Source organism: Streptomyces sp. NPDC088762, from assembly GCF_044750905.1.
GTDB lineage: Bacteria > Actinomycetota > Actinomycetes > Streptomycetales > Streptomycetaceae > Streptomyces.
Window position 1 is genome coordinate 38,325 of the sequence record NZ_JBIVKT010000021.1, and the last position, 26,012, is coordinate 64,336.

General features: G+C 72.9%; 21 protein-coding genes. 5 read left to right on the forward strand and 16 right to left on the reverse strand.

The features are described from left to right. Positions 1 to 40 precede the first annotated feature (40 nt). From ACIP5M_RS32540 to ACIP5M_RS32555, 4 genes are all read right to left on the reverse strand, one after another. On the reverse strand, positions 41 to 1,108 hold the full coding sequence (locus tag ACIP5M_RS32540) for a membrane dipeptidase (protein WP_401203617.1): 1,068 nt from the start codon (positions 1,106 to 1,108) through the stop codon (positions 41 to 43). Positions 1,109 to 1,276: 168 nt separating this feature from the next. After that, complete coding sequence (locus tag ACIP5M_RS32545; RefSeq protein WP_401203620.1) at positions 1,277 to 2,455, reverse strand: dipeptidase; 1,179 nt, start codon at positions 2,453 to 2,455, stop codon at positions 1,277 to 1,279. Beyond that, complete coding sequence (gene purE / locus ACIP5M_RS32550) at positions 2,452 to 2,988, reverse strand: 5-(carboxyamino)imidazole ribonucleotide mutase (protein ID WP_215020231.1); 537 nt, start codon at positions 2,986 to 2,988, stop codon at positions 2,452 to 2,454. Before purE ends, ACIP5M_RS32545 begins: the two co-directional genes overlap by 4 nt. Further along, complete coding sequence (locus tag ACIP5M_RS32555) at positions 2,985 to 4,124, reverse strand: 5-(carboxyamino)imidazole ribonucleotide synthase (protein WP_401203623.1); 1,140 nt, start codon at positions 4,122 to 4,124, stop codon at positions 2,985 to 2,987. The genes purE and ACIP5M_RS32555 overlap by 4 nt, the downstream gene beginning before the upstream one ends. A 200-nt stretch (positions 4,125 to 4,324) precedes the next feature. Between ACIP5M_RS32555 and ACIP5M_RS32560 the strand changes: the two genes are divergently transcribed. Beyond that, positions 4,325 to 4,870 carry a GtrA family protein gene (locus ACIP5M_RS32560; protein ID WP_401203626.1) on the forward strand — a complete coding sequence of 182 codons (546 nt, stop codon included), beginning with the start codon at positions 4,325 to 4,327 and terminating at the stop codon, positions 4,868 to 4,870. Between the two features lie 18 nt (positions 4,871 to 4,888). Here ACIP5M_RS32560 and ACIP5M_RS32565 read toward each other — a convergent pair whose 3' ends face one another. After that, complete coding sequence (locus tag ACIP5M_RS32565; RefSeq protein ID WP_401203628.1) at positions 4,889 to 6,154, reverse strand: ATP-binding protein; 1,266 nt, start codon at positions 6,152 to 6,154, stop codon at positions 4,889 to 4,891. 13 nt (positions 6,155 to 6,167) lie between these two features. Continuing rightward, positions 6,168 to 6,845, reverse strand: coding sequence for a response regulator transcription factor (locus ACIP5M_RS32570; protein ID WP_401203631.1), 678 nt, complete (start codon positions 6,843 to 6,845; stop codon positions 6,168 to 6,170). Positions 6,846 to 7,336: 491 nt separating this feature from the next. Here ACIP5M_RS32570 and ACIP5M_RS32575 point away from each other — a divergent pair, with 491 nt between their 5' ends. After that, positions 7,337 to 8,851 carry a peptide MFS transporter gene (locus ACIP5M_RS32575; protein ID WP_401203634.1) on the forward strand — a complete coding sequence of 505 codons (1,515 nt, stop codon included), beginning with the start codon at positions 7,337 to 7,339 and terminating at the stop codon, positions 8,849 to 8,851. 81 nt (positions 8,852 to 8,932) lie between these two features. On the opposite strand, the gene ACIP5M_RS32580 is transcribed toward ACIP5M_RS32575, so the two are convergent. From ACIP5M_RS32580 to hutU, 8 genes are all read right to left on the reverse strand, one after another. Next, positions 8,933 to 10,264, reverse strand: a complete 1,332-nt coding sequence (locus ACIP5M_RS32580; RefSeq protein ID WP_401203636.1) for a hypothetical protein — start codon at positions 10,262 to 10,264, stop codon at positions 8,933 to 8,935. After that, positions 10,261 to 11,388 (reverse strand): hypothetical protein, encoded by a 1,128-nt coding sequence (locus ACIP5M_RS32585; protein ID WP_401203638.1) that lies wholly within the window; start codon positions 11,386 to 11,388, stop codon positions 10,261 to 10,263. Before ACIP5M_RS32585 ends, ACIP5M_RS32580 begins: the two co-directional genes overlap by 4 nt. Further along, positions 11,385 to 12,395 carry a hypothetical protein gene (locus ACIP5M_RS32590; protein WP_401203641.1) on the reverse strand — a complete coding sequence of 337 codons (1,011 nt, stop codon included), beginning with the start codon at positions 12,393 to 12,395 and terminating at the stop codon, positions 11,385 to 11,387. Before ACIP5M_RS32590 ends, ACIP5M_RS32585 begins: the two co-directional genes overlap by 4 nt. 17 nt (positions 12,396 to 12,412) lie before the next feature. Continuing rightward, positions 12,413 to 13,093 carry an LPXTG cell wall anchor domain-containing protein gene (locus ACIP5M_RS32595; protein ID WP_401203644.1) on the reverse strand — a complete coding sequence of 227 codons (681 nt, stop codon included), beginning with the start codon at positions 13,091 to 13,093 and terminating at the stop codon, positions 12,413 to 12,415. Positions 13,094 to 13,214: 121 nt separating this feature from the next. Beyond that, positions 13,215 to 14,393, reverse strand: a complete 1,179-nt coding sequence (gene hutI, locus ACIP5M_RS32600) for an imidazolonepropionase (protein WP_401203646.1) — start codon at positions 14,391 to 14,393, stop codon at positions 13,215 to 13,217. A 328-nt stretch (positions 14,394 to 14,721) separates the two neighbouring features. After that, on the reverse strand, positions 14,722 to 16,062 hold the full coding sequence (locus ACIP5M_RS32605) for a formimidoylglutamate deiminase (RefSeq protein ID WP_401203825.1): 1,341 nt from the start codon (positions 16,060 to 16,062) through the stop codon (positions 14,722 to 14,724). Beyond that, on the reverse strand, positions 16,062 to 17,252 hold the full coding sequence (locus ACIP5M_RS32610) for an allantoate amidohydrolase (RefSeq protein WP_401203647.1): 1,191 nt from the start codon (positions 17,250 to 17,252) through the stop codon (positions 16,062 to 16,064). The genes ACIP5M_RS32605 and ACIP5M_RS32610 overlap by 1 nt, the downstream gene beginning before the upstream one ends. Positions 17,253 to 17,389: 137 nt before the next feature. Continuing rightward, positions 17,390 to 19,051 carry a urocanate hydratase gene (hutU, locus tag ACIP5M_RS32615; protein WP_401203649.1) on the reverse strand — a complete coding sequence of 554 codons (1,662 nt, stop codon included), beginning with the start codon at positions 19,049 to 19,051 and terminating at the stop codon, positions 17,390 to 17,392. Between the two features lie 104 nt (positions 19,052 to 19,155). On the opposite strand from hutU, the gene ACIP5M_RS32620 reads away from it, so the two are divergent. Beyond that, on the forward strand, positions 19,156 to 20,577 hold the full coding sequence (locus tag ACIP5M_RS32620; RefSeq protein ID WP_401203651.1) for a diaminopimelate decarboxylase: 1,422 nt from the start codon (positions 19,156 to 19,158) through the stop codon (positions 20,575 to 20,577). 2,193 nt (positions 20,578 to 22,770) lie between these two features. On the opposite strand, the gene ACIP5M_RS32625 is transcribed toward ACIP5M_RS32620, so the two are convergent. Next, complete coding sequence (locus ACIP5M_RS32625; protein ID WP_401203653.1) at positions 22,771 to 23,340, reverse strand: TetR family transcriptional regulator; 570 nt, start codon at positions 23,338 to 23,340, stop codon at positions 22,771 to 22,773. A gap of 120 nt (positions 23,341 to 23,460) precedes the next feature. On the opposite strand from ACIP5M_RS32625, the gene ACIP5M_RS32630 reads away from it, so the two are divergent. Beyond that, positions 23,461 to 24,606, forward strand: coding sequence for an FAD-dependent oxidoreductase (locus ACIP5M_RS32630; protein ID WP_401203655.1), 1,146 nt, complete (start codon positions 23,461 to 23,463; stop codon positions 24,604 to 24,606). A 3-nt stretch (positions 24,607 to 24,609) separates the two neighbouring features. On the opposite strand, the gene ACIP5M_RS32635 is transcribed toward ACIP5M_RS32630, so the two are convergent. After that, on the reverse strand, positions 24,610 to 25,452 hold the full coding sequence (locus ACIP5M_RS32635; RefSeq protein ID WP_401203658.1) for a MurR/RpiR family transcriptional regulator: 843 nt from the start codon (positions 25,450 to 25,452) through the stop codon (positions 24,610 to 24,612). Positions 25,453 to 25,592: 140 nt separating this feature from the next. On the opposite strand from ACIP5M_RS32635, the gene ACIP5M_RS32640 reads away from it, so the two are divergent. Next, the gene (locus ACIP5M_RS32640) at positions 25,593 to 25,964 is read left to right on the forward strand and encodes a hypothetical protein (RefSeq protein ID WP_401203661.1); all 372 of its coding nucleotides are present in this window, start codon (positions 25,593 to 25,595) and stop codon (positions 25,962 to 25,964) included. The last annotated feature ends 48 nt before the right edge of the window (positions 25,965 to 26,012 follow it).

Below are 26,012 nucleotides of genomic sequence, written 5' to 3' on the forward strand. Positions count from 1 at the left end.
GCCTCGAGACGGGCGGGGCCGGCTTCCGGCCCTGGCCGCGTCACGAGTTCTTGGGGCGGCGGTGTTGGGCGGCGCGGGAGACGAATTCCGCCGCCCGGATGACGCGCTGGGCGTTGCCCCAGGTCAGGAGGGCGATGTCCGTCTCGGGCCAGCCGCGTTCCAGGAGTTCGGCGATCAGGAGCGGGTAGCCGGAGGGGTCGGTCAGGCCCGCCGGGCGGGGGTTGTGGGGTTCGGTGCCGAAGGCGGCGCCGAGGCCGACGCACTCGGGGCCCGCGACCGCGCGGACGTGGTCGAGGTGGTCGGCCACCGCGTGCAGGGAGTCGCCGGTGCGGGCGGTCTCGAAGGTGACCATCGCCAGGCCGTTCGCCGCCCGCAGGGCGAGCAGGACCTCGTCGGTGGCGTTGCGGGGGTGCGGGTTCAGTGCCGCCGCCGCCGTGTTCGAGAGGATCACGGGGGACTTGGACGCGCCCGCCAGCTGGCAGGCCACCGCCGGATCGCACCCGGTGAGGTCCAGCACGATCGCCAGCCGGTTCGCCTCCTTGACCACCTCGTGGCCGAAGGCCGTCAGACCCTCCTGGGCCCAGGGCGCTCCCGCCGGCGCGAGGATCCGTACGCCCAGCGCGTGGAACGCGTGCAGCGCGCCCAGGGAATCGGTCAGCGTGCGGCCGGGCACCGGGCCGAGGAACGAGGCGATGCGCCCGCGGTTGCGGGCGTCCACCATGTCGTCGGCGGTGAGCGCCAGGCGCAGGTTGTCGGGGTAGCGGCGCATCAGGGCGAGCGCCACGTCGATCTGTTCGAGGGTGTCGGAGACCAGCTGGTCGGCGGCCGCGGGCTCGGGCGGCGGGGTCAGCAGGGACCAGAACTGGGCCCCGACCCCGCCGGCGCGCAGCCGCGGGAGGTCGGTGTCGACGCCGCTGTCACCCGGCTTGTCGATGTCGTGGTACGGGCTCTGGCGCAGCGTCCAGACGAGGGTGTTGCACCCGTCCGCGACGGGATGCTCGGACAGCAGCACGGCGGCCCGGTCGAGGGCGGCGGTCACCACCGTGGGTGCGGGAAGGTCTTCTGCTCCGATGCCCACTGAGTGGGGTTCATCCTGCAGGTCGGCCATGGCGTTCGCTCCGGTCTCGGCGGCAGCAGGGAGAGATGCTGCCACCGTGACATGTGGGACGCCCGGGTCGCCCGGCGGATGCGGCATTCGGGTGAAGTCCGCAGGTCACGCCGGGCAACGCAACCGCCGTGAGCCCGGGGGGTCCGGCCGGTCAGGGCCGGACCCCCGTCAGATCACCGCGTTCGACGGGCCCCGGGAGGCCGACAGGTCACGGGCCACCGCCTCCGCGTCGCGCAGCGCGCGTACCGCGTTGGACCAGGTCAGCTTGGCCAGGTCGGCGCGGGACCAGCCGCGGGAGAGCAGCTCCGCGATCAGGTTCGGGTAGCCCGCCACGTCGTCCAGCCCGGCCGGGGTGAAGGCCGTGCCGTCGTAGTCGCCGCCGATGCCGATGTGGTCGACGCCGGCCACCTCGCGCATGTGGTCCAGGTGGTCGGCCACCGTCGCCGCCGTGGCGACCGGGCGCGGGCGCTCCGCCTCGAAGGCCCGGTGCAGGGCCATCGCCTCGGGCGTGGTGTCCAGGTGGTGGAGGCCGTTCGCCCGCAGGTTCTCGTCGGCGGCCAGCGTCCACTCGACGGCCTCCGGGAGGATGAACTTCGGTACGAAGGTGGCCATCGCCACCCCGCCGTTGGCCGGGAGCTGCGCCAGCACGTCGTCCGGGACGTTGCGCGGGTGGTCGCAGACCGCGCGCGCCGAGGAGTGCGAGAAGACCACCGGCGCGGCGGAGACCGCGAGGGCGTCGCGCATCGTCGTCGCCGCCACGTGCGAGAGGTCGACCAGCATGCCGATGCGGTTCATTTCGCGCACGACCTCGCGGCCGAAGTCCGTGAGGCCGCCGTGCCGGGCCTCGTCGGTCGCCGAATCCGCCCAGTCGATGGTGTCGTTGTGCGTGAGCGTCATGTACCGCACGCCCAGCCGGTGCAGGGCCCGCAGGGTGGCGAGCGAGTTGTTGATGGAGTGGCCGCCCTCGGCGCCCATCAGCGAGGCGATCCGGCCCTCGGCCCGGGCCGCCTCCATGTCGTCCGCCGTCAGCGCCCCTGCCAGGTGGGCGGGGTAACGGTCGATCAGCTGGCCGACGGCGTCGACCTGTTCCAGGGTGGCGCTGACCGCCTCGTCACCGGTGAGCTCGGTGCTCACGTACACCGACCAGAACTGCGCGCCGACGCCGCCGGCCCGCAGCCGCGGGATGTCGGTGTGCAGGTACGCCGACTGGTCGCCGGCGATGTCCCGCCGGTCCAGGTCGTAGCGGACCTGCTTGCGCAGCGCCCAAGGGAGGTCGTTGTGGCCGTCCACGACGGGGTGTTCGGCCAGCAGCTCGCGCGCCTCGGCCAGGCGCTGCGCCGCGCTCACTTGCCGAATCCGAAGGACTCCGCGCCCGCCACCTTCGTACGCAGCCGCTTGCCCTTCTCGGTCGCCTGGTCGTTCAGCTCCTGCTGGAACTCGCGCATCCGGGCCAGCAGCTCGGTGTCGTGCGCCGCCAGCATCCGCACGGCGAGCAGACCTGCGTTGCGCGCCCCGGCGACCGAGACGGTGGCGACGGGAACTCCGGCGGGCATCTGCACGATCGACAGCAGCGAGTCCATGCCGTCGAGGTACTTCAGCGGCACCGGGACGCCGATGACGGGCAGCGGGGTGACCGAGGCGAGCATGCCGGGCAGGTGTGCGGCGCCGCCCGCGCCCGCGATGATCGCCTTGAGGCCGCGCCCGGCGGCCTCCTCCCCGTACGCGACCATCTCGCGCGGCATCCGGTGCGCGGAGACGACGTCGACCTCGTAGGGGATCTCGAACTCGTCCAGGGCCTGGGCGGCGGCCTCCATGACCGGCCAGTCCGAGTCGGAGCCCATGACGATGCCGATGACGGGGCCTGCTGGGGAGGTGCTCATTCCGTGACCGTTCCTCTGAGGTAGTCGGCAGCGTGGCGTGCGCGCTCCAGCACATCGTCCAGGTCGTCGCCGTAGGTGTTGACGTGGCCGACCTTCCGGCCCGGTTTCACGTCCTTGCCGTACATGTGGATCTTCACCTGCGGGTCGTGGGCCATGCAGTGCAGGTACGCCGCGTACATGTCGGGGTAGTCCCCGCCCAGCACGTTCGCCATGACCGTCCAGCGGGCCCGGGGGCGCGGGTCGCCCAGGGGGAGGTCCAGGACCGCGCGGACGTGGTTGGCGAACTGGGAGGTGACCGCACCGTCCTGGGTCCAGTGGCCGCTGTTGTGCGGGCGCATGGCCAGTTCGTTGACGAGGATGCGGCCGTCGGTGGTCTCGAAGAGCTCCACCGCCAGGTGGCCCGTCACGCCGAGCTCCTTGGCGATGCGCAGCGCGAGGGCCTGGGCCTCGCCCGCCAGGGCCTCCGAGAGGTTCGGGGCGGGGGCGATCACCGTGTCGCAGACCCCGTCCACCTGGACGGATTCGACGACGGGGTAGGCCACCGCCTGGCCGTGCGGGGAGCGGACGATGTTGGCCGCGAGCTCGCGGACGTAGTCCACCTTCTCCTCGGCGAGGACCGGGACGCCCGCCTTGAAGGGGGCCTCCGCGTCCTCGGGGGTGCGGACGAACCACACGCCCTTGCCGTCGTACCCGCCGCGCACCGTCTTGAGGATGACGGGAAAGCCGCCCACCTCGTCCGCGAAGGCCGCCACGTCCGCCGGATCGCGCACGATCCGGTGGCGGGGGCTGGGCGCGCCGATCTCGTCGAGCTTCGCGCGCATCACCCCCTTGTCCTGGGCGTGCACCAACGCGTCGGGCCCCGGGCGGACGGGGATGCCGTCCGCTTCCAGGGCCCTGAGGTGTTCGGTGGGTACGTGCTCGTGATCGAAGGTGATCACGTCGCAGCCGCGCGCGAAGGCGCGCAGCGTCTCCAGGTCGCGATAGTCGCCGATGACGACGTCGCTCACGACCTGGGCCGCCGAGTCCTGTGGGGTGTCACTGAGGATCTTGAATCTGATGCCGAGGGGGATACCCGCCTCGTGGGTCATGCGGGCGAGCTGTCCGCCGCCGACCATGCCGACTACCGGGAACGTCACTCCTCCAGGGTATCCGGCGGTATTCCGCCATCCGGACGCGGGGAGTGGCGCGGACCCGTCGGCCGGGCCCGGTGTGCCGTGCGTCGCACGCTCCCCGAAGGCACAGACGGACCACAGGGGTGACACTTACGATGGGTGGGTTGAACTGGAACACCGGACGCCCCGTGCGGGGCGGTGACCGACAGGGACTGAACCATCTGATGAGCACGCCGAGGAACGGATCCGTCCTCGAACGCGCCCGCGCTCTCGTTCGCGAGGTCGCGAAGTTCGGGGCGGTCGGCGGCCTGGGTGTCCTGGTCAACCTGGGGGTCTTCAACCTGATCCGCAACACCACCGATCTCCAGGTGGTGCGGGCGAGCGTGATAGCCACCGTCGTGGCCATCGCCACGAACTACGTCGGCTTCCGCTACTTCGCCTACCGCGACCGCGCCAAGAGCGGCCGCACCCGCGAGCTGGCCCTCTTCGCCGCCTTCAGCGCGATCGGCCTGGTCATCGAGAACGGCGTGCTGTACACGGCCACCTACGGCTTCGGCTGGGACGGCCCGGTCGCCAGCAACGTCTTCAAGTTCATCGGCATCGGCACCGCCACCGTCTTCCGCTTCTGGTCGTACCGGACGTGGGTCTTCAGGGCCCTGCCGGCCGCGGAACCGCAGGCCGAGCCGATGCCGGAGCCGGCCCCGCTGCCGCGGCCCGACCGCGCGCCGGAGCCCCTGCCCGAGCCCCAGCCGGAGCCCGCGAACAGCTGACGGGGCGGGTCCCGCGGGTCAGCGGACCGTGGCCTCCGGCTCGGCCCGTTCCGGCGCCGTCCGGCTGAGGAAGAGGGCGAAGACCGGCGGCTGCGCCTGGAGCAGCTCGAGACGCCCGCCGTCCGCCTCCGCGAGGTCCCGGGCGACGGCGAGGCCGATCCCGGTGGAGTTGCGGCCGCTGATGGCCCGCTCGAAGATCCGGTTCCCCAGGTCCGGCGGGACCCCCGGGCCCTCGTCCGTGACCTCCAGCACCGCCTGGTTCCCGACCACCCGGGTACGCAGCGCGACCGTGCCGCCCCCGTGCATCAGGGCGTTCTCCACCAGCGTCGCCAGTACCTGCGAGACGGCTCCCGGCGTGCCGAAGGCCCGTACGCCCTGCTTCCCGGAGCGCACGATGGCCCGGCCGGCGCTGCGGTAGGCGGGCCGCCACTCCTCCACCTGCTGCTTGACGACCTCGTCGAGGTCGAAGGGGACCGCGGAGCCCGTCCGCGGGTCCCGCGAGTTCGTGAGCAGCCGCTCCACCACGTCCGTCAGGCGCTCCACCTGGGTGAGGGCGATCGTCGCCTCCTCCCGTACGGTCTCCAGGTCCTCGGTGACCGTGATCTCCTCCAGCCGCATCGACAGCGCCGTCAGCGGGGTGCGCAGCTGGTGCGAGGCGTCCGCGGCGAGGCGCCGCTCGGCGGTGAGCATCCGGCCGATCCGCTCGGCACTGGAGTCCAGGACATCCGCGACCCGGTCCAGCTCGGGGACCCCGTACCGCTTGTGCCGGGGCCTCGGGTCGCCCGAGCCGAGCCGCTCGGCGGTCTCGGCCAGGTCGGTGAGCGGGGAGGCCAGCCGGTTCGCCTGCCGTACGGCGAGCAGGACGGCCGCCACGACGGCCAGCAGGGCCACGGCGCCGACCACCGCCAGGGTCCGCCCGACCTCCTTGGTCACGGTGGAGCGGGACTCCTCGACGACCACCACCTCGCCCTGTTCGCCGCGCGCGGTGCCCCGGATGACGCTGTCGGGGATCCGCTCGCCCACCTCGACGGCCGGCTGCCCCGGGACGGTGATCCGGGCGTAGCGGCCGCTGCCGAGCTGCTCGGCGAGCGCCTCGGGGTCGACGGGCTTCTTCTCCAGGACGTTCGACTCGACGACCCCCACCAGGCGCAGCGCCTCGGACGCGACGCGGTCCTGGGCGCTGCTGGTGATGGTGCGGGTCTCCACGATCACCAGCGAGACCCCGAAGACGGCGATCACGACGAGGACCACGGCGAGCGTGGAGTTGATCAGTCGGCGGCGCATGGCGAGGGGGAGGTCAGCTCTTCTCGAAGCGGAAGCCGACGCCCCGGACGGTCGCGATGTACCGGGGGTTGGCCGCGTCGTCGCCGAGCTTCTTGCGGAGCCAGGAGATGTGCATGTCGAGGGTCTTGGTGGAGGACCACCAGGTGGTGTCCCAGACCTCGCGCATCAGCTGGTCGCGGGTGACGACGCGGCCGGCGTCGCGGACCAGGACCCGCAGCAGGTCGAATTCCTTGGCCGTGAGCTGGAGCTCCTCCTCCCCCATCCAGGCGCGGTGCGACTCGACGTCGATGCGCACGCCGTGGGTGGCGGGGGGCTGGTTGGCCTCGGTGGCGCCGCGCCGGAGCAGGGCCCGGACGCGGGCCAGCAGCTCGGCGAGGCGGAAGGGCTTGGTCACGTAGTCGTCGGCGCCGGCGTCCAGGCCGACGACCGTGTCGACCTCGTCCGCGCGGGCGGTGAGGACCAGGATCGGGAAGCCGTGGCCCTCGGCTCGCAGCCGGCGGGCGACTTCCAGGCCGTCCATGCCCGGCAGGCCCAGGTCCAGGACGACGAGATCGACGCCGCCCTGCAGTCCGGCGTCCAGGGCGGTGGGGCCGTCCTCCCGGACCTCGACCTCGTAGCCCTCCCGGCGCAGGGCGCGGGCCAGGGGTTCCGAGATGGATGCGTCGTCCTCGGCGAGCAGTACACGCGTCATGTGGGTGATGGTAGTCCGCAGGAGGTGAAACCAGGGTCGTGCCTGCAGACCCCTGCCTATCTGCGCTTATGACCTACTACCCACCTTCGAATATGGTCGGGCGGTTCCCGCGCCGCCTGTGATCCATATCTCAAGTCCATTCATATGCCGCCGTGTCGTGTCGTATGGTGGCGAGACGCCTGATGCACTACCTCAGGGACCTTTGTGCCGAAAACCGAGCCAAAGGTCTCTATTTCTGTCCTGACCGGACCGGGCAGTCTTGCGACTGGCCTGTCCGGGCTTGATGACAGTGAATGACCTGTGGGCCGGGCCCGCCGCGCGAGGATGCGCGGACGGGCGTGGATCCCGGTTACGGATGTTCCCTCGCTCCCCGCACCAGGGGGGCGGACCCCAGGGCGTGGGGCAGGGCCTCCGTCGCCGGTGCCGGCCACCCCCCACCGGGCGCTGATGAGCTCACGAAGCCAGGCGTCCCGAGCAAGCAAGGATCGACCATGGCTTCCAGCCTGACGGAGGGTTCTGCGGCGTCCGCCGAGAAGACCTTCTTCGGCCACCCCCGTGGCCTGGCCACTCTGTTCATGACCGAGATGTGGGAGCGTTTCTCCTACTACGGCATGCGCGCACTTCTGGTCTACTACCTGGTCTCGGGCGGCGCCGACGCCGCCACGGGCAGCCAGGGCGGCGGCCTGGCGATGACGGCGGCCACGACCACGGCCATCTACTCCGTGTACGTGTCGATGGTCTACCTCATGGCCATGCCCGGCGGCTGGTTCGGCGACCGCGTCTGGGGCGCCCGCAAGACGGTCGCCATCGCCGGTTTCGTCATCATGGGCGGCCACCTGTCGCTGGCCCTGCCCGGTCAGGCGATGTTCTTCGTCGGTCTGATCCTCGTCGCGGTGGGCTCCGGCCTGCTGAAGGCCAACATCTCGACGATGGTCGGCCACCTCTACGACGGTCCCGAGGACCCGCGCCGTGACGGTGGCTTCACGCTGTTCTACATCGGCATCAACCTCGGCGCCTTCGTCGCTCCGCTGGTCGTCGGAACGGTCGGCAAGGAGCACAACTGGCACCTGGGCTTCGCCCTGGCCGCCGTCGGCATGGGCCTGGGCCTCGCCCAGTTCCTGCTCGGCACCAAGCACCTGAGCCCGAAGAGCAGCCTGGTCCCGAACCCGCTGTCGCCGGAGGAGCGCAAGGCCGTCCTCACCAAGGTCGTCTTCGCCGTTCTGGGCATCGCCGTCTTCTACGGTGCCGTGGTCGCCCTCGGCGCCTACACCCTGAACTGGGCCCTGGTCCCGCTGACGCTGGCCGGTCTGATCATCCCGATCGCCGTCCTGACGCGCATCAAGCGCGACAAGGAGCTGTCGGGCGCCGAGCAGTCCAAGATGACCGCGTACATCTGGTTCTTCATCGCCGCCGCCGTCTTCTGGATGATCTACGACCAGGGTGGCTCCACGCTGTCCCTGTTCGCGGACGACAAGACCGCGGGCACCATGTTCGGCTTCGGTTTCTCGGCCACCTGGTACCAGTCGCTGAACCCCCTGTTCGTGATGGCCCTGGCCCCGGTGTTCGCCTGGCTGTGGCTGTGGCTGGCCCGTAAGAACCAGGAGCCGAACACCATCGTGAAGTTCGCGATGGGCCTGGTCCTGATCGGTGCCTCGTTCTTCGTCTTCATCGTCCCGATGAACATGGCGGGCGGCGACGTCAAGGTCTCCCCGATGTGGCTCGTCTCGATCTACATGATCCAGACCATCGGTGAGCTGTGCGTCTCCCCGGTCGGCCTCTCGGTCACCACCAAGATGGCCCCGCAGAAGTACGCCTCCCAGATGATGGGCGTCTGGTTCCTCGCGGTCACCGCCGGTGACTGCATCACCAGCCTGCTCTCCATCGCCGGTGTGGACCTCAACGGCCTCGGCGTGATCGCCCTGCAGGCGGCCGCCGCCGCCCTGGCCGGTTTCGCGGTCTACGCCTACCGCAAGAAGGTCCAGGCCCTCATGGGCGGCGTCCACTGACGCACCCCCGCCCGGGGTTGAACCAACGGAACGGCCCGGCACGCCTCACGGTGTGCCGGGCCGCTCCGCGTTCTGCCGGGGTTACCGGGTGCCGCGCAGGCGGCGCCACGGGGTGAACGTGAACACCGCGCCGCCGAGCAGGATCACCGTGCCGGCGACGAGGGCGAGGGCCTTGATGCCGCCCTCGTCCTCGGCGCCGGTCTCGGCGAGGCCGCCCGAGGTGGTGGTGGCGGCGCCGGTGGTGGACGGGGAGCCGGAGCCGCCCGGCTGGGCGGCGGTGTCCAGCTCCAGCGAGACGCCGCTGCTGGTCGCCTTGCAGGGAACGTTGATCGGCGTCGAGCCCGGGGCCATCGTGACGTCGATCGTCAGCTGGTCCGGGCTCAGCGTGACCTTGCCGCTCTTGCCCGGCTTGTAGGTCCCGGTCATGTCGTTGAGGCTGACCGGGGCCTTGTCCGGGATGGGCTCCGCGTTGGCCGGGCCGGAGACCTTGACCGTGCCGCTGTCGGCGCCGCCGAGCTTGACGTTCATCGAGGGCTTGAGGGCCCCGGCCGGCAGGGCCATGGGCGCGGCCATCGCGCCCTTCGCCGTCTTGACGGTCAGGTCGTAGCTGCCGCCGTTCTTCTTGGCGTTGATCGTGACCGGGGTCTTGATGCCGCCGGGGACGACCGGACCGCAGTCGAAGGCGACCTCGACGGCCTTGCCCGGGAAGTCGGTCTGACCGCCGCCTCCGCCGCTGGTGGAGCCGCCGCTGGTGGTTCCACCGGTCGTGGTCCCGCCGGTCGTCGTCCCGCCGGTCGTGGTCCCGCCGGTCGTGCCACCGCTCGTGGTGCCGCCGTTGGTCGTGCCCCCGCTGGTCGTGCCGCCGCTGGAGCCGGCCGCCACGTCGATGGTGGCCCCGACGCTCACCTCACCCACGGGCGCGCACTTGGTGACGAACGTGCCGAAGGAGAAGGTGACGGCGACGTCGTACTTGCCGGGCGTCAGGGTGACCTTGCCGGCCTTGGTGAGCTTCAGCTTGCCCTTCATGGTGGACATCACCATGGGCGCCTTCTTCGGGATCGGCGGGTTCTTCTTCTCCCCGACGACCTTCAGCTCGCCGCCCCCGCCGCCCACCGTGATCCAGCCGGTGGGCTGGACCGAGTCCTGCGGTATGTCCATCAGGTCCGTGTTGTTCGAGGCCGGCTTCACCGTCTCCCAGGACACGTCCACCTCGTCGCCGACCTTGGCGGTGGCCGGAGCGCTGATCTTGGCGGTGGTCTCACCCTCCACCGGGTCGCCGCCGCCGGCCGGCGGAACGCACTTGACCTTGAATGTGGCCTCGGCGGCCTGGGCGGGGGAAACCCCGATGGCGATACCCGCGCCGCCGAGCAGCAGCGCGACCACGGCCGCGCTCACCCTCCGTTGGGTCTTCACGAATGTCCCTTCGTCGTCGAACGGTTCTCAGACGGTGCGGACGCCTGTGGTGCTGGGCCCGGCGCGCTGTCCGGGGTGAACCACGGCAGGACCGCCGTGGTCGTCTGGGGGGATCCCGCCGGCGGCTCCGACCCGGCCGGCGCGGAGCGCCGTACCGCGGGGATCCTCGGCAGCCGGGCCGTCACGGCCGCCGCCGCTTCGGGGAGCCGCGCGCCGCGGTGGCGGCCGGCCGCGCCCGGGGCGCGGGGGCGGACCTTGTCGACGACGGCCATGCCGATGCGGAAGACCGCGGCCGGGATCACCAGCAGGAGCAGGCCCCAGAAGAGCAGGACCCCGTACGGGCGGTCCACGCCCCAGGGCTGGGTGGCCACGACCGTCTCGCCGTACTTGAGGGAGATCGTGTAGTCGCCGTACGCGCCCGCGGTCAGGGTGGCGTCCAGGGCGACCTCCGCCTTGCCGCCCGGCGGGATCGTGCCCTTCCAGCGGACCTCTTCCCACAGCGGGGCGAACACCCCGTGGGCGGTGCCGAGCTGGAAGACGGGGTCCTTGACCGGGGCCGAGCCGAGATTGCCGACGGTGACCTTGAACGTGCGGCTGGGCGGGGCGCCGAACCAGGTCAGCACCCCGTCCTCGCCCTCCAGCCGGACGCCGGTGAGCATCGCGAGGCGGGCCGTGCCGGATTCGGCGGGCAGCTCGGCCACCGGGTGGTCGGTGATCTTCAGGGGGGTCGCGACGGTCGACTGGTCCCCGTTGACGGAGGTGACGTTGACGACGCAGGGGCAGGGCTTGGGCGGTGCCACCACGGGCAGCTTGGCGGCGAAGCGGCCGTCGTCGGCGACCGAGACGGCGGTGCCGTCGGCGTTGGCGCAGCTGTTGGTGCCGCCGATCATGTTCTGGCCGCAGACCAGCAGCATCACCAGCGTCTTGGCGGGCCAGCCGGTGCCGTTGACGGTGATCTCGGTGCCCTTGGCGGCCTCCTGGAGGGAGAGCGTCACGGCGGGCTTCGGCTCGGCAAAGACGGCGGCGGACGCGGTGGCCGTGGCGGCTGCGGCCGGGGCAGCCGGGAGCAGCGCGAGCGCGCACGCCGCCGCCACCGCGGCGAGCAGGGCTCCGACTCTTCTCACCTGGAGGCTCCCGTCAGTTCGTGTTCCGGTGCGGGGGTCGTCGGTCCGGCCGGGGGCGCCGTGCCGTCGGGCGGGTCCCGGCGGGTCCGCCGGCTGCGTACGAGGAGCAGCGCGCCGAGCGCGGTCCCGCCGAGGCCGAGCAGGCCGAGGCCGGTGCGGGCGGTGGTCCCCCCGGGCACGCACCAGGCCGAGGCGGTGGCGGTGGCGCGGGCTCCGCCGGGGGCGGTGACCGTGAGACGCAGGCGGACCTTGTCGAAGGCCGGGGCTCCGGGCCAGGGTTCGGTCAGCTCCACGCGCTGGCCGGGGAGCAGTTCCACCGGCAGGGTGCGGGCGCCGCGGCCGGGGAGCGGGCCGAAGAGGCCGTCGGCGCGCAGGGACGGCTGGGGGGTGAGGGCCACGTTGCCCCGGTTGACGAGGGTGTAGGCGACGACCGCGGCCGGGCCCCTGCCGCGCACGGCGACGTCCTCGACCGTGAGGGCGGCCAGGGTGGGGCCGCTGACCCGCAGGTGGACCCGTACGCGCACCCCGTGGCCGGCTTCGGTGGCGACCACGGCGGCCGGGTGATCGCCGGGCGGGGAGGAGGCCGGGACGGTGACGGTGAAGGGGACCACCGCACGGGTGCGGGGCGGGATCTTCACCGTGGCGCCGGCGCCGAAGCTGAACCACGCCCCGGCGGCGGTGGCGGTGTCCGTCGGGCGGCCTGCGGCCGGGCGTACCGCGAGGGCGCCGTCGGCGGTGTTGTAGGCGTCGGCGCCGCGCAGGGTGACGGTGTGTTCCCGGTCGGTGGGGTTGGCCAGGGTCAGCCGGTCCTCCAGTACGGTGCCGGCGGTGCCCGCGAGGTAGAAGTACGGGCGGACGCCACCGGCCCGGGCCGCGGCCTCGCCGGCGGCGGGCTCGGCGGTCCAGCCGGGCTCGTCGGCGGCGGCCGGGACCGCGGGGGCCATGTGCAGCACGGCGGCCGCGAGGAGCAGCGCCCCGAGCCGGGGGCGGGTGCGGAGCACGGGCATGGCCGGGGGTGCTCCGTTCAGGACCCGGCCCGCCGGCCGCGCCGGGTCAGCCAGAGCACGCCGGCGGCGCCGGAGAGCAGCACGGTGCCGCCGAGGGTACCGAGGGCGAGGGCGGAGTCGGTGGGTCCGGTCTGCGGGAGGGTGTCCTCCCCGGAACCTCCGCCGGACTGCGCGCCGGAGCCGCCGGCGGCCGTGACGTCCAGTTCCAGGGACGGTTTGGGACTGTTGCCGGGGGTGCAGGTGGTCGTGGTGCCCAGTGCCTTGATGGTGAGCACGCCGGCGGTGAAGGTGGCCTTGCCGCTCTTCTTGGGGGTGTAGGTGCCCGAGAGGTCGGTGATCTTGATGGGGGTGTTGGCGGGCACGGCCTCGGGGTTGGGCGGGCCCGAGACCGGTACCGAGGCCTTCTCGGCGCCGTCGACGAGGATGACGGCGCTGGGGCTCATCGCGCCCTTGCCGAGCTCGACGGGGCTGGAGGAGACGCCCTTCTGGAAGGACATCGTCAGTTTGTAGCCGTCGCCTTCCTTGACGGCCTTGATGTCGATGGGCGAGACCGCCGACTTGTCCCCGATCGGGGTCTTGCAGTCGTACGCGACGTCGACGACGTCGGCGTGGGCTGCGGGGGCGGCCAGCAGGACCGCCGATCCGGCCGCCAGCGCGGAGGCCAGCGCGAGCGCGGTGGAGCGTTTCCGGTCGGACACCTTCGTCTTCCCCTCGGACCTCGGGACCACAAGTTACTGACGACACATCAGATTGGTGGCTCAAGGTACGCCCGGGGCCTTACGGAGGGAAGACAAAGGGCAGGCCGGAATTGACCGTTGGTCAGTGGGCGCGGACACCCTTCTGCCACACCGCGGAAACGAGCGGGACACCCGGCCGGTAGGCCAGGTGGACGTGACTGGGGGCGTCCAGCAGGGCGAGATCGGCGCGGGCTCCGGGGGTGACGGTGCCGATGTCGGTACGGCGCAGGGCGCGGGCGCCGCCGGCGGTGGCCGACCAGAGGGCCTCGTCGGGGGTCATGCGCATGTCCCGGACCGCGAGCGCGATGCAGAACGGCATGGAACTCGTATAGGAGGAGCCGGGGTTGCAGTCCGTGGACAGCGCGACGGTCGCACCCGCGTCGATCAGGCGGCGGGCGTCGGGCCACTGCGCGCGGGTGGAGAACTCGGCGCCCGGCAGCAGCGTGGCGACGGTGGTGCCGGCGGCCTGGGCCAGGGCGTCCACGTCGGCGTCGGTGAGGTGGGTGCAGTGGTCGGCGGAGGCGGCCTCCAGCTCCACGGCGAGCTGGACGCCGGGGCCGTGGCCCAGCTGGTTGGCGTGGACGCGCGGGACCAGGCCGGCGGCGGCGCCCGCGGTGAGGATCGCGCGGGCCTGGTCCCCGTCGAAGGCGCCCTTCTCGCAGAACACGTCCACCCAGCGGGCGTACGGGGCGCAGGCCGCCAGCATCTCGCCGGTGACGAGGTCGACGTAGCCGGCCGGGTCGTCCGCGTAGTCGGGGGAGACGATGTGCGCGCCGAGGTAGGTCACCTCCTCGGTGTGCGCGGCGGCGATGCGCAGGGCGCGCGCCTCGTCGGCGACGGTGAGGCCGTAGCCGGACTTGGTCTCGAAGGTGGTGGTGCCCTGGCGGCGGGCCTCGTGGAGGTGGCGCAGCAGGTTGGCTTCGAGTTCGGCGTCGGAGGCGGCGCGGGTGGCGGCGACGGTGGTGCGGATGCCGCCGGCGGAGTAGGCCCGGCCGGACATGCGGGCGTTGAACTCGGCGGTGCGGTCGCCGGCGAAGACGAGGTGGGAGTGCGAGTCGACGAAGCCGGGGATCAGGGCGCGGCCCTGCGCGTTGAACGCGGCGTCGGCGGCGGGAGCCCTGTCGGCGGGGCCGACCCAGGCGATGCGGTCGCCGTCGATGACGACGGCCGCGTTTTCGATGAGGCCGAGGGGGCCTTCGCCGAGGGCGGGGTCGTTGGTGACGAGGCTGCCGATGTTGGTGATGGCGGTGGTGGTCGTCATGGTTCCTCGTGGTGGTCGAGTGGTTTTGTTTCCCCCACCCCGCCCCTTCCCGAACTGGGGGCTCCGCCCCCAGCCCCCCGTTCCCGGGACTCCGCCCCGGACCCCGGCGGGGGCGCCGCCCCCGCACCCCCGCGCCTCAAACGCCGGCGAGGCTGGATACGCCCGCCCGGCGGCTGGATGGCGCGGAGCGCCATTTCAGCCCCGCCGGCGTTTGAGGCGCGGGTCCGGGCGGAGCCCGGCGGGGGGCTGGGGGCGGAGCCCCCGGTTTCGGGAAGGGGCGGGGTGGGGGAGGCTCCGCGCAGCGGGGGCCGTCAGGAAGCGGGGGCCGTCAGGCGCGCAGGGCCGCGATGGACTCGGACAGGGCGGACGCGACGTCCGGGACCAGGGTGTGGTGGCCGTCGCGGACGATGTGGCGGCCCGCCACCACCGTGTGGCGGACATCGGCGGCGGTGGCCGCGAAGACGGCGGTCTCGGCACCGAGCCGCGGCAGCGGGCCCGCCGTCCGTACGGAGTCCAGCGCGACGGTGGTGAAGTCCGCGAGCGCGCCCGCCGCGAGGCGCCCCGCGTCGGGCCGGCCGAGAGCGGCGTGCCCGTCGGCCGTCGCGGCGGCCAGCAGCGCGTTCGCCGTCCAGTGCCCCCGCGTCCGGCTGCGCAGCCGCTCGTTCAGCTCCATCGCCCGCGCCTCCTCCAGCAGGTCGATCACCGCGTGGCTGTCGCTGCCCAGGGAGAGCGGGCTGCCCGCCTGCTGGAGGCGGGTCGCGGGGCCGATGCCGTCGGCGAGGTCGCGTTCGGTGGTGGGGCACATGCAGGTGCCGGTGGTGGCGGCGCCGAGGAGGGCGATGTCCTCGTCCGTGAGGTGCGTGTTGTGGACGCCGGTGGTGCGCGGGCCGAGCACCCCGTGGTCGGCCAGGAGCTGGGTCGGGGTGCGGCCGTGGGCGGCCTGGCAGGCGTCGTTCTCGGCGGTCTGCTCCGACAGGTGGACGTGCAGGGGGGCCTGGCGCTCCTCGGCCCAGCGGGCGACGGTGGCCAGCTGCGCCGCCGGGACCGCGCGGACGGAGTGGATCGCGGCGCCGATCAGCGCGTGGTCGCGCGGCTTGAGGGCGCTCACCCGCTCCGCCCAGGCGTCGGCGGTGCCGTCGGAGAAGCGCAGCTGGTGCTGGTTCGGTGCCTCCCCGAAGCCCGCCGACAGGTAGGCCGTGTCCAGCAGGGTGATCCGGATGCCGGCCGCGGCGGCCGCCTCGATCAGTGCCTCGCCCATGGCGTTCGGGTCCGCGTAGGCGACGCCGCCGGGGGCGTGGTGGACGTAGTGGAACTCGCCGACGTTGGTGATGCCGGCCAGCGCCATCTCGGCGTACACGGCGCGCGCGAGCGCGAAGTAGCTGTCCGGGGTGAGGTTCTGGGCGACCGTGTACATGAACTCGCGCCAGGTCCAGAAGGTCCCGGAGCCCACCTGGACCGTGCCGCGCAGCGCCCGGTGGAAGGCGTGGGAGTGCGCGTTGGCCAGTCCCGGCAGCGTCAGCCCGCGCAGGACCTCCGTACCGAAGGGCGGGGCGGCCACGCCGGTGCGCAGGGCGGCGATCCGGCCGTCCCCGTTCACCTCCAGGGCGACGCCCGGCTCGACATGGGTGCCGAGCCAGGCGTGCTCCAGCCAGTACGTCTTGTGCGCGATCAGCGACACGCTAGGCCTTCCAGTACGTCGGCGAGGGCGAGGACGCCGGCCACGCAGTCGTCCTCGGCGGCGAACTCCCGCGGGGAGTGGGAGACGCCGGTCGGGTTCCGTACGAACAGCATCGCGGTCGGCACGGCCGCGGAGAGGATTCCGGCGTCGTGTCCCGCGCCGGTGCCGAGGACGGGGACGGCCCCGCCCAGGATCCGGTTGAGCTCGTCGCGCAGCGCGTGCTCGAACTCGACGACCGGGGTGAAGGACTCGCGGACGATGTCCAGGTCGATCCCGTCCCGGTCGGCGTGCTCGCGGGCGGCCTTCTCGATGGCGGTGACGACCGTGTCGAGGGTGGCCTGGTCGGCGGCGCGGGAGTCGAGCCAGCCGCGGACGAGGGAGGGGATGGCGTTGACCCCGTTGGGCTCGACCGCGATCTTCCCGAAGGTGGCGACGGCCCCGGTGAGGGCCGCCTCCTGGCGGGCCGCCAGCACGGTCGCCGCGTACGTGAGCATCGGGTCACGGCGGTCCACGAGGCGGGTGGTGCCGGCGTGGTTGGCCTCCCCGTGGAAGTCGAACCGCCAGCGGCCGTGCGGCCAGATCGCGGAGGCGATGCCCACGCGGTCGCCGGACAGGTCCAGGGCCCGGCCCTGTTCCACGTGGAGCTCGACGAAGGCGCCGATGCGGCCGAGGCGCTCGGGGTCCGCCCCGATGGTCCCGGGGTCGTAGCCGGCGGCCTCCATGGCGCGGGGCAGGCTGATGCCGTCCGCGTCGCGGAGTTCGTACGCCTTCTCCTTGGTCAGCTGCCCGGCGGCGAGCCGGGAGCCGACGCAGGCGAGCCCGAACCGGGCCCCCTCCTCGTCACCGAAGTTGGTGATGGCCAGGGGCCTGGCGAACTCCGCGCCCCTCCTGCGGAGTTCGTCCAGGGCCGCGAAGGAGGACACCACCCCGAGGGGGCCGTCGAAGGCCCCGCCGTCGGGGACGGAGTCCAGGTGCGAGCCGGTGACCACGGCGTCGCCCGCGAGGGGATCGCCGAGCCAGGCCCACTGGTTGCCGTTGCGGTCGGTCTCGTACGTCAGCCCGCGGGCCTCCGCCTGCTCCCGGAACCAGGTCCGGCAGTCGGCGTCCGCCCCGGTCCACGCGAAGCGGCGGTAGCCGCCGGACTCCGCGTGGCGGCCGATGGGCGCGAGGTCGGCCCACATCCCGTGGAAGGAGCTGCCTTCCCCCCGCCCGTCCGCTCCGGCCGCGCCGGCGTTCGAAGCGGGGGCCGGGGGCTGAGCCCCCGGCGACGGTGCCGCACTCGGCCCGGAAACCCCCGCGCCCGGGACATGTGCCTCGCTCACGCGGACTGCTCGCGCATCGGGATGCGGACGCCGCGCTCGTCGGCGACCGTCTCGGCGATGTCGTAGCCGGCGTCGACGTGGCGGATGACGCCCATGCCCGGGTCGTTGGTCAGGACGCGGCGGATCTTCTCGCCCGCGAGCGGGGTGCCGTCGGCGACGGTGACCTGGCCGGCGTGGATGGAGCGGCCCATGCCGACGCCGCCGCCGTGGTGCAGGGAGACCCAGGAGGCACCGGACGCGACGTTGACCATGGCGTTGAGCAGCGGCCAGTCGGCGATGGCGTCCGAGCCGTCGAGCATGGCCTCGGTCTCGCGGTACGGGGAGGCCACCGAACCGCAGTCCAGGTGGTCGCGGCCGATGACCAGCGGGGCGGCGAGCTCGCCCGAGGCCACCATGTCGTTGAAGCGCTCGCCGGCCTTGTCGCGCTCGCCGTAGCCGAGCCAGCAGATCCGCGCGGGCAGGCCCTGGAAGTGGACGCGCTCGCCCGCCATCTTGATCCAGCGGTGCAGGGACTCGTTCTCCGGGAAGAGGTCGAGGATCGCCTTGTCCGTCTTGTGGATGTCCGAGGCCTCGCCGGACAGGGCCGCCCAGCGGAAGGGGCCCTTGCCCTCGCAGAAGAGGGGCCGGATGTAGGCGGGGACGAAGCCGGGGAAGGCGAAGGCGCGGTCGTAGCCGGCCAGCTGGGCCTCGCCGCGGATGGAGTTGCCGTAGTCGAAGACCTCGGCGCCCGCGTCCATGAAGCCGACCATGGCCTCGACGTGCCTCGCCATCGACTCGCGGGCGCGGGTGGTGAAGCCGGCCGGGTCCTTGGCGGCGTAGGCGGCCATGTCGTCGAAGTCGACGCCGACGGGGAGGTAGGCGAGCGGGTCGTGGGCGCTCGTCTGGTCGGTGACGATGTCGATCGGCGCGCCTTCGGCCAGCATCTGCGGGAGCAGCTCGGCGGCGTTGCCGAGCAGGCCGATGGAGAGCGGCTTGCGGGCGTCGCGGGCCTCGACGGCCAGCTGGAGGGCGTGGCGGAGGTTGTCGGCCTTGACGTCCAGGTAGCGGTGCTCGATGCGGCGCTCGATGGCGCGCGGGTCGACGTCGATGCAGATCGCGACGCCGTCGTTCATGGTGACGGCCAGCGGCTGGGCGCCGCCCATCCCGCCGAGGCCGGCGGTCAGGGTGATGGTGCCGGCGAGGGTGCCGTTGAACTTCTTGGCGGCGACGGCGGCGAAGGTCTCGTAGGTGCCCTGGAGGATGCCCTGGGTGCCGATGTAGATCCAGGAACCGGCCGTCATCTGGCCGTACATGGTCAGACCCAGCTGCTCCAGGCGGCGGAACTCCTCCCAGTTGGCCCAGTCGCCGACGAGGTTGGAGTTCGCGAGCAGGACGCGCGGCGCCCACTCGTGGGTCTGCATGACGCCGACCGGGCGGCCGGACTGGACGAGCATCGTCTCGTCCTGCTTGAGGGTCTGGAGGGTGCGGACCATCGCGTCGTACGAGCGCCAGTCGCGGGCGGCCTTGCCGGTGCCGCCGTAGACGACGAGCTTGTCGGGGTGCTCGGCGACCTCGGGGTCGAGGTTGTTCTGGAGCATCCGCAGCGCGGCCTCCTGCTGCCATCCCAGGGCGCTGAGCTCGGTGCCTCGCGCGGCACGTACGGGGCGGGGTCCTGACATGGCGGTGCCTCCTCCGGTGTTGGTCAATCTATTCACATCCTGGCTGGCTGAATAGATTCAGTCAACAGCTGCAGGCGGACCCGCCGGATGATTGGCTGAAGCACATGGCTGCCGAGACGCACACGGAAGGCGCCGCCGGGCGCGGGGTCGGTGGGGGCGCCGCCGGGCGGCGGGACGCGGAGGGTGCTGCCGAGCGGCGGGGCGCGGAGGGCGCCGCCGAGCGGCGGGACCTGGTGGTGCGGGCCGCCGTCGAGCAGGGGCTGCTGGACTCCAATCCCGTGGTGTGCCTGCTGGACGTGGCCGGCATCCGGGCTTCCGCCGCCGCCCTGACCGGCGCGTTCGCCGCCGCTCTGCCGGCCGGCACCCCCGTCCTGCACGCCTTCGCCGTCAAGGCCGCCCCGCTCGTCCCGGTCCTGCGGCTGCTCGCCGACGCCGGGCTCGGCTGCGAGGTGGCCAGCCCGGGCGAGCTGGCGCTGGCCCGGGCGGCGAGGCTGCCCGCCGGGCGGACCGTCCTGGACTCCCCCGCCAAGACGGTGGCCGAACTGCGGGAGGCGCTGGCCCTGGGCATCGCCGTCAACGCCGACAACCGGCAGGAGCTGGAGCGCCTGGACACCCTCGTCGCGTCCGCCCCCACCAGCTCGCCGCTCGGGATGCGGATCAACCCGCAGACCGGCGCCGGCACCATCGGCGCGCTGTCCACCGCCACGGCCACGTCGAAGTTCGGGGTGCCGCTGCGCGACCCGGACGCGCGCGCATGGCTCGTACGGGCCTACGCGGAACGGCCGTGGCTGACCCGGCTGCACACCCACTCGGGCTCACAGGGGGTTCCGCTGGCGCTGATCGCGGAGGGCGTACGGGAACTGCACGCGTTGGCCGAGGAGATCAACGCGGCGGCCGGGCGCCGCCAGGTCGACACCCTCGACATCGGCGGCGGCCTGCCCGTGAACTTCACCTCGGACGAGCAGACCCCGACGTACGCGGACTACGTCGCGGCCCTGCGCGAGGCGGTACCCGCCCTCTTCGACGGCTCGTACGGCCTCGTCACCGAATTCGGGCGGTCCCTGCTGGCCAAGCACGGGCTGGTCCTGGCCCGGGTCGAGTACACCAAGTCCGCCGGGGGCCGCCCGATCGCCGTCACCCACGCGGGGGTCCAGCTGGCCACGCGCACGGTCTACGCCCCGGCGGCCTGGCCGGTGCGCATCCTCCCGTACGACGCCGAGGGGACCCCCCGCACCGGCCCGCCGGTCGCCCAGGACATCGCGGGCCCGGCCTGCTTCGCGGGCGACCTCCTGGCCACGGGACGGGAACTGCCCCTATTGGCCCCCGGCGACGTGATCGCCGTCCCGGACACGGGCGCCTACTTCTTCACCGCCCACTACGGCTACAACAGCCTCCCCCGCCCGGCCATCCACGGCTTCACCCTCTCCCCGGCAGCCAAGATCCGCTTCACGGAGGCCCGCCCGGCCCAAACCCTGCGAGAGATCGTGGCGGAGGGGGGCGGGGGGAGGGGGGAGGCGCTGTTGTGAGGGGCTTCCGCCCTCATCTCACCCCCCTCCCAGCCGGGGGTTGCCCACCCGCCGCGGGCGGGGGCCGAGCCGAACGGGGTTGCCTGCCGGGCGGGGGCGGGGCGGGCGGTGTCCTGCGGGGGCGAGCCGAAATGCGGGCGGGACGGGGGGCGGAAGCGCGTGCCGGGCGGGACGGGGATGCGAAGCGGCACGCGAGGACCGGAAACCTGCCAGGCGGGACAGGGAAGTGAAGCGGCACACGATGGGCGGAAGCCGACTTACCCGGGAGCGGTGAGGGTTTGGGGGTTTCCCGTCAGTCCCATCGTCTCTCCGGTTCGGGCCGGTCCCTCAAGGGCGCTCCCTGCGGTCGCGTCGCTTCGCGATGGCCTACGGCCACCCTTGACCGACCGACCCGAACCGGAAAGCCGAAAGACTGCCGGGAAGCCCCCAAAAGAACGATCACCGGGTCCATACACATATGCGGGCCCGCCAGGGAGCCGACGACCGCGCTCCCCCAATCCGGCCAAGCGCACCAGGAAGGGCTGGACGGCGCCGAGCCCCGGGCAGAGAGCCTCCGCCCGGGCCCGCATGCCTCACATTCCGGGCCGGGGGCGGCTCTACCTGCACGAAACGGCGGCGAGAAGCCCCTCCGCACCCGCGAGCGCATCAAATCGCTACGCGCTCCCCATTTATCGGCGTCCTGCGGCCGTCTGGGGCTGGGAATAAGCCGCCACAAATCGCTATACAGCTGAGGTGATCTGGCGGCGATCATGCCGTCTTGGGTTGCTCATAAGCCGCCACGAATCGCTACACGGCTGAGGTGATCCGGCGGCGATCAGCCCGCCGTGGGCTGCTCATAAGCCGCCCACGGCGAGTAGACGCACGGTGGACGGGCGCCTGCGGGCCAACGGGCGCGCCCACCTGGAGAAGAAGTCCGGCCGGCGGGCGCCTGCGGGAAGTGAGCAACACGCAGCGACACGAATGGGCTCCCTGGGGCGTCTCGGAAACTGGGCGGCGCCCACGACATCACCCACGCTCGTGGCCGGTGTCTGCGGCCGGTTGGCAGCCGACAACAACGCCTACGACAGAAGTCGGACCCCTTTGGAGCGTCAGCAGGCAGTAGGCGGCGCGCCCAACGGTGCCAGAAATGCCCATGGGCGGCGTCTGCGGCCATTGGCAGCGGCCAGAAGTGCCCACGCCCGGCGTCTGCGGCCGGTCGAAAGCCGCCAACGACACACATGGGCCCCATGTCGGCTGTCTGAGGGTCATTTCATCGGGGAAAAAGGGCCAGACGGAGCGTGAGAGCGGATTTCTCAACCTCTCACTCCGCCAAGACTCTTCACAGCCCCCAACCAGCCGCCAAATAGGGACAAACTACCCGCTGTCGCGGTCTCGGAGACGCTTGTAGCGATCTTGGGCGGCTTATGTCCAGCCCCAGACGGGCGCCGGACGCCAAGCCGCGAGGAGCGCGTAGCGATCTGACGCGCACCGCCCGTCTGACCTGCCCCGATGCCCCTCTGGCCGCTGTCTGGTGACGCTTCGGCTGCCACCGGCCCGGAACGTGCCTGCTTGCCGGCCCGGGCGGAGGCTCTTGGCCCGGGGATCGGCGCCGCCCAGCCCTCGATGTGGCCTTGGCCGGATTGGGGGAGCGGGCTCGCACCTCCCTGGCGGGCCCTTGGTCATGTCACTGAACCGGTGATCGTTCTTTTGGGGGCTTCCCGGCAGTCTTTCGGCTTTCCGGTTCGGGTCGGTCGGTCAAGGGTGGCCGCAGGCCATCGCGAAGCGACGCGACCGCAGGGAGCGCCCTTGAGGGACCGGCCCGAACCGGAGAGACGATGGGACTGACGGGAAACCCCCAAACCCTCACTGATTCCGAGTAAGTCGGCTGCCGCCAACCGCGTGCCGCTTCACATCCCCGTCCCCGCCCGGCAGGTTTCCGGCCCTCGCGTGCCGCTCCACATCCCCGTCCCGCCTGGCAGGTTTCCGGCCCTCGCGTCCCGCTTCACATCCCCGTCCCGCCTGGCAGGTTTCCGGCCCTCGTATGCCGCTTCACATCCCCGTCCCGACCGGCACGCTTCCGCCCCCACGCCCCGCCCGCACATCAGCTCGCCCCCGCAGGCCACCGCCCGCCCCGCCCCCGCCCCGCAGTCAACCCGCCCCCGCCACACCCCCCGCCCGCGGCGGGTGGGCAACCCCCGGCCCCGGGAGGGGGGCTCAGGGGGTGGAACCCCCACCCAGCACCGCCCCCACCCCCGGCGCCAGGGCTTGGATCAGCGCCTCCGGGGGCATGGCGGCCACCTCGGGGAGGCGGAGCAGGTAGCGGGTCAGGGCCAGGCCCAGGAGTTGGGTGGCGATCAGGGCTGCCGTGCGGGGGGCTCGGGTGGGGCCCAGGGCCGCGGTCAGGGCGGGGGCCACCTGGGTCGCGAAGGTCTCCCGCATGCGCTGCGCCGCGCGTTCGTTCGTCACCGCCGAGCGGAGCAGCACCAGCAGGGCATCATCCGCCGGGTCGCCCTCCCAGCGCTCCACGAAGTGGCGTACGAGGGCCGCCGGCAGGTCCGGGGCCGGGACCGCGCTCAGGTCCGGCAGCCGGAGGTCGACCGTCAGGGCCGCGTCGAAGAGCCGCTCCTTGCTGCCGAAGTACCGCATGACCATCGACGGGTCGATCTGCGCCTGCGACGCGACGGCGCGGATGGTCGTGCGTTCATACCCGTGCGCGGCAAAGTGTTCCCGCGCCACCCGCAGGATCGTCGCTTTTGTCTGGTCGGAGGAGCGTCGCGTCGTCATGCCCGCGAATCTAGGCCAACGTGCGTTGGCCCACAACCGTTGACAGGGGCGGGCCGTCGAGGCACCGTTAAGTCAACAGACGTTGGCCAACAACCGTTGGCCCCATGGAGGAGGCCCCACATGACCGCCGCACTCCCCACCCGTACGGATGTCGCCATCGTCGGCGCCGGCCCCACCGGGCTCGCCCTCGCCGTCACGCTGGCACAGGCCGGCATCGACTTCGTCCTCCTCGACCGGCAGGCCGAGGGCGCCAACACCTCCCGCGCGGCCGTCGTTCACGCCCGCACCCTGGAGGTCCTCGACGAGCTCGGCGGCGGCGTCACCGACGACCTCATCGGCCGGGGCATCCCGGTCGACCGCTTCCAGATCCGTGACGGCGCCCGGCCGCTGGCCATGATCCCCTTCTCCGGCCTGCGTACCGCGCACCCGTACGCGCTGATGGTCCCCCAGTACGAGACCGAGGCCGCGCTCCTGCGGCGGCTGCGCGCGCTCGGCGGCGAGGTGCACCGGCCGTACGAGGTCGCCTCGGCCGACCAGGACGGCGACGGGGTCACCCTCACCACGACCACCGGCGAGACCCTGCGGGCCGGCTACGCCGTCGGGGCCGACGGGATGCACAGCATCGTCCGGGAGGCCGCCCGGATCCCCTTCTCGGGCAGCTCGTACGAGGAGTCCTTCGTCCTGGCCGACGTCGTCATGGACTGGGCCCCGGGGGCCACCGAGGTCTCGCTCACCTTCGCCGCCGCCGGTCTCACCGTGATCGCCCCGCTGCCGGGCGGGCGCCACCGGATCGTGGCGACCGTCGCCGAGGCCCCCGCCGAACCGGACCTCGGCTTCGTGCAGCGGCTGTTGGACGAGCGGCTGCCCGGCCAGACCGCCGTCGCCTCGCTCGCCTGGTCCTCCCGCTTCCGGATCCACCACCGCGTCGCCGACCGCTACCGCAACGGGCGGCTGCTGCTCGCCGGGGACGCCGCGCACGTGCACAGCCCGGCCGGCGGCCAGGGCATGAACACCGGCATCCAGGACGGCTACGCCCTCGGGCGCGCCCTGGCCACCGGCGACCCCGCCGCCCTCGACGCCTACGAGGCCCGCCGCCGCCCGGTCGCCCTGCGCGTGGTCGCCCTCACCGACCGGATGACCCGGGTCGCGACCACACGGAACCGGGCGCTGCGCACCGTACGCAACGCCCTGCTCCCCCTCCTCGCCCGGGTCCCGGCCCTGCGCGACCGCCTCGCCCGGGAACTGGCGGAGCTCGACTACCGCTGAGACCTACTCGACGAACAGTCCGCGGGCCGCCGCCCGCGCGTCGAAGGCCTCCAGCCGGGCCTGCGCGTCGGGCAGGGCGTCCGCCATCGCCTCCAGCAGCACCCGGCCCAGGAGCATGGGCGCGCACGCCGTGTCGAAGGCCAGCCCGGTCCCGACGGGTGCCGGGATCAGCAGGTCCGAATGGCGGGCCACCGGCGCGAAGGCCGAGTCGGCGACCGTCACCACGGTCAGGCCGGCCCGCCGGGCGCGCTCGAGGGTGTCCACGACCTCCCTCGGATGGCGGGGCAGGGCGAAGCAGAGCAGCGCCGTGGCCCCTTCGTAGAGGGCCGCGTCGATCCGGTCCTCCATCATCGAGCCGCCCTCGTCGAGGAGCCGTACGTCCGGGTGCACCTTGGCGGCGAAGTACGCGAAACCGCGCGCCTGTGAGGACGCCGCCCGCAGCCCCAGCACGGGCAGCGGGGTCGAGGCGGCGAGCAGTCGGCCCGCCTCCTGGACCGGTGCGGGGTCGGCGAGCATGGCGGCGAGCTGTCGCAGGTTCTCGATCTCGCCCTGGACGGCCTGCTGGTATTCGTTGTACGAGTCCTCGAGCGCGGCCTCGGCCCGCTCGGCGGGAGCCACTTCGCGCAGGTGCCGGCGCAGTGCGGGATACCCGTCGAATCCGAGCGCCACCGCGAACCGGGTCACCGACGGCTGGCTCACCCCCGCCAGTTCGGCGAGCTCCACGCTCGACAGGAACGGCACGTCCGCCGCTCCGCGGACCATGCAGTGCGCGATCCGCCGCTGGGTGGGCGTCAGCCGGTGCCCCTCGAACAGCTTCTGCAGCCGTGCGGCCGGGCTGTCACTCATGCCGTCCCCTCCGTCCCGGTGAGATATTCAGTCACGGAGCACTCTGCATGCGGTTATGCAGCGGGGCAAGCCGCGCCCGCGATGCGGATACGGGGGCTAGCCCCAGTGCCGGTGCCCGCGGCGGTTCCTACGGTGGGGGGATGGACGCCCACGCCCGAGAGCTGAAGAAGGAACTCGACGCCACGCTGGACGCCCGGCGGGAGCTGGGTCCGGAGTACGAGGCCGCGCTGGTGGACTCGTTCGTCGAGAAGGTCGACACGCAGGTCCGGCGCCGGCTGGCGGAGGAACGGCTCCTCCACGCCCGCGGGGGCCGGCCCGACCCGGTGGAGGGGAACTTCGGCGAACGCTTCGGCTTCGCCATCATCACGCTGGTGCTGGCGGTTCCGCTGTCGGCGATCGCTGCCGCGCAGGCGCATCTGAGCGGATTGCTCGTCGCCTGGGCCGGGATCGTCGGCGTGAACTTCATCCACGCCGGGGGGCTGCGCCGCCGGGGCGGGGACACCCGCGCCTGATCCCGCCGGATCCGCAGGACACCCCTGGGGCCTGTCGTCAACTCCCGT

Excerpts from the sequence above, each read along its gene's own strand:
- ACIP5M_RS32565 (WP_401203628.1), bottom strand. The coding sequence starts at position 6,154 with ATGCGCCGCCGACTGATCAACTCCACGCTCGCCGTGGTCCTCGTCGTG.
- ACIP5M_RS32640 (WP_401203661.1), top strand. The coding sequence starts at position 25,593 with ATGGACGCCCACGCCCGAGAGCTGAAGAAGGAACTCGACGCCACGCTG.
- ACIP5M_RS32540 (WP_401203617.1), bottom strand. The coding sequence starts at position 1,108 with ATGGCCGACCTGCAGGATGAACCCCACTCAGTGGGCATCGGAGCAGAA.
- ACIP5M_RS32635 (WP_401203658.1), bottom strand. The coding sequence starts at position 25,452 with ATGAGTGACAGCCCGGCCGCACGGCTGCAGAAGCTGTTCGAGGGGCAC.
- ACIP5M_RS32610 (WP_401203647.1), bottom strand. The coding sequence starts at position 17,252 with ATGTGGGCCGACCTCGCGCCCATCGGCCGCCACGCGGAGTCCGGCGGC.
- ACIP5M_RS32560 (WP_401203626.1), top strand. The coding sequence starts at position 4,325 with ATGAGCACGCCGAGGAACGGATCCGTCCTCGAACGCGCCCGCGCTCTC.
- ACIP5M_RS32575 (WP_401203634.1), top strand. The coding sequence starts at position 7,337 with ATGGCTTCCAGCCTGACGGAGGGTTCTGCGGCGTCCGCCGAGAAGACC.
- ACIP5M_RS32570 (WP_401203631.1), bottom strand. The coding sequence starts at position 6,845 with ATGACGCGTGTACTGCTCGCCGAGGACGACGCATCCATCTCGGAACCC.
- ACIP5M_RS32590 (WP_401203641.1), bottom strand. The coding sequence starts at position 12,395 with ATGCCCGTGCTCCGCACCCGCCCCCGGCTCGGGGCGCTGCTCCTCGCG.
- ACIP5M_RS32630 (WP_401203655.1), top strand. The coding sequence starts at position 23,461 with ATGACCGCCGCACTCCCCACCCGTACGGATGTCGCCATCGTCGGCGCC.
- hutI (WP_401203646.1), bottom strand. The coding sequence starts at position 14,393 with ATGACGACCACCACCGCCATCACCAACATCGGCAGCCTCGTCACCAAC.
- ACIP5M_RS32625 (WP_401203653.1), bottom strand. The coding sequence starts at position 23,340 with ATGACGACGCGACGCTCCTCCGACCAGACAAAAGCGACGATCCTGCGG.
- hutU (WP_401203649.1), bottom strand. The coding sequence starts at position 19,051 with ATGTCAGGACCCCGCCCCGTACGTGCCGCGCGAGGCACCGAGCTCAGC.
- ACIP5M_RS32620 (WP_401203651.1), top strand. The coding sequence starts at position 19,156 with ATGGCTGCCGAGACGCACACGGAAGGCGCCGCCGGGCGCGGGGTCGGT.
- purE (WP_215020231.1), bottom strand. The coding sequence starts at position 2,988 with ATGAGCACCTCCCCAGCAGGCCCCGTCATCGGCATCGTCATGGGCTCC.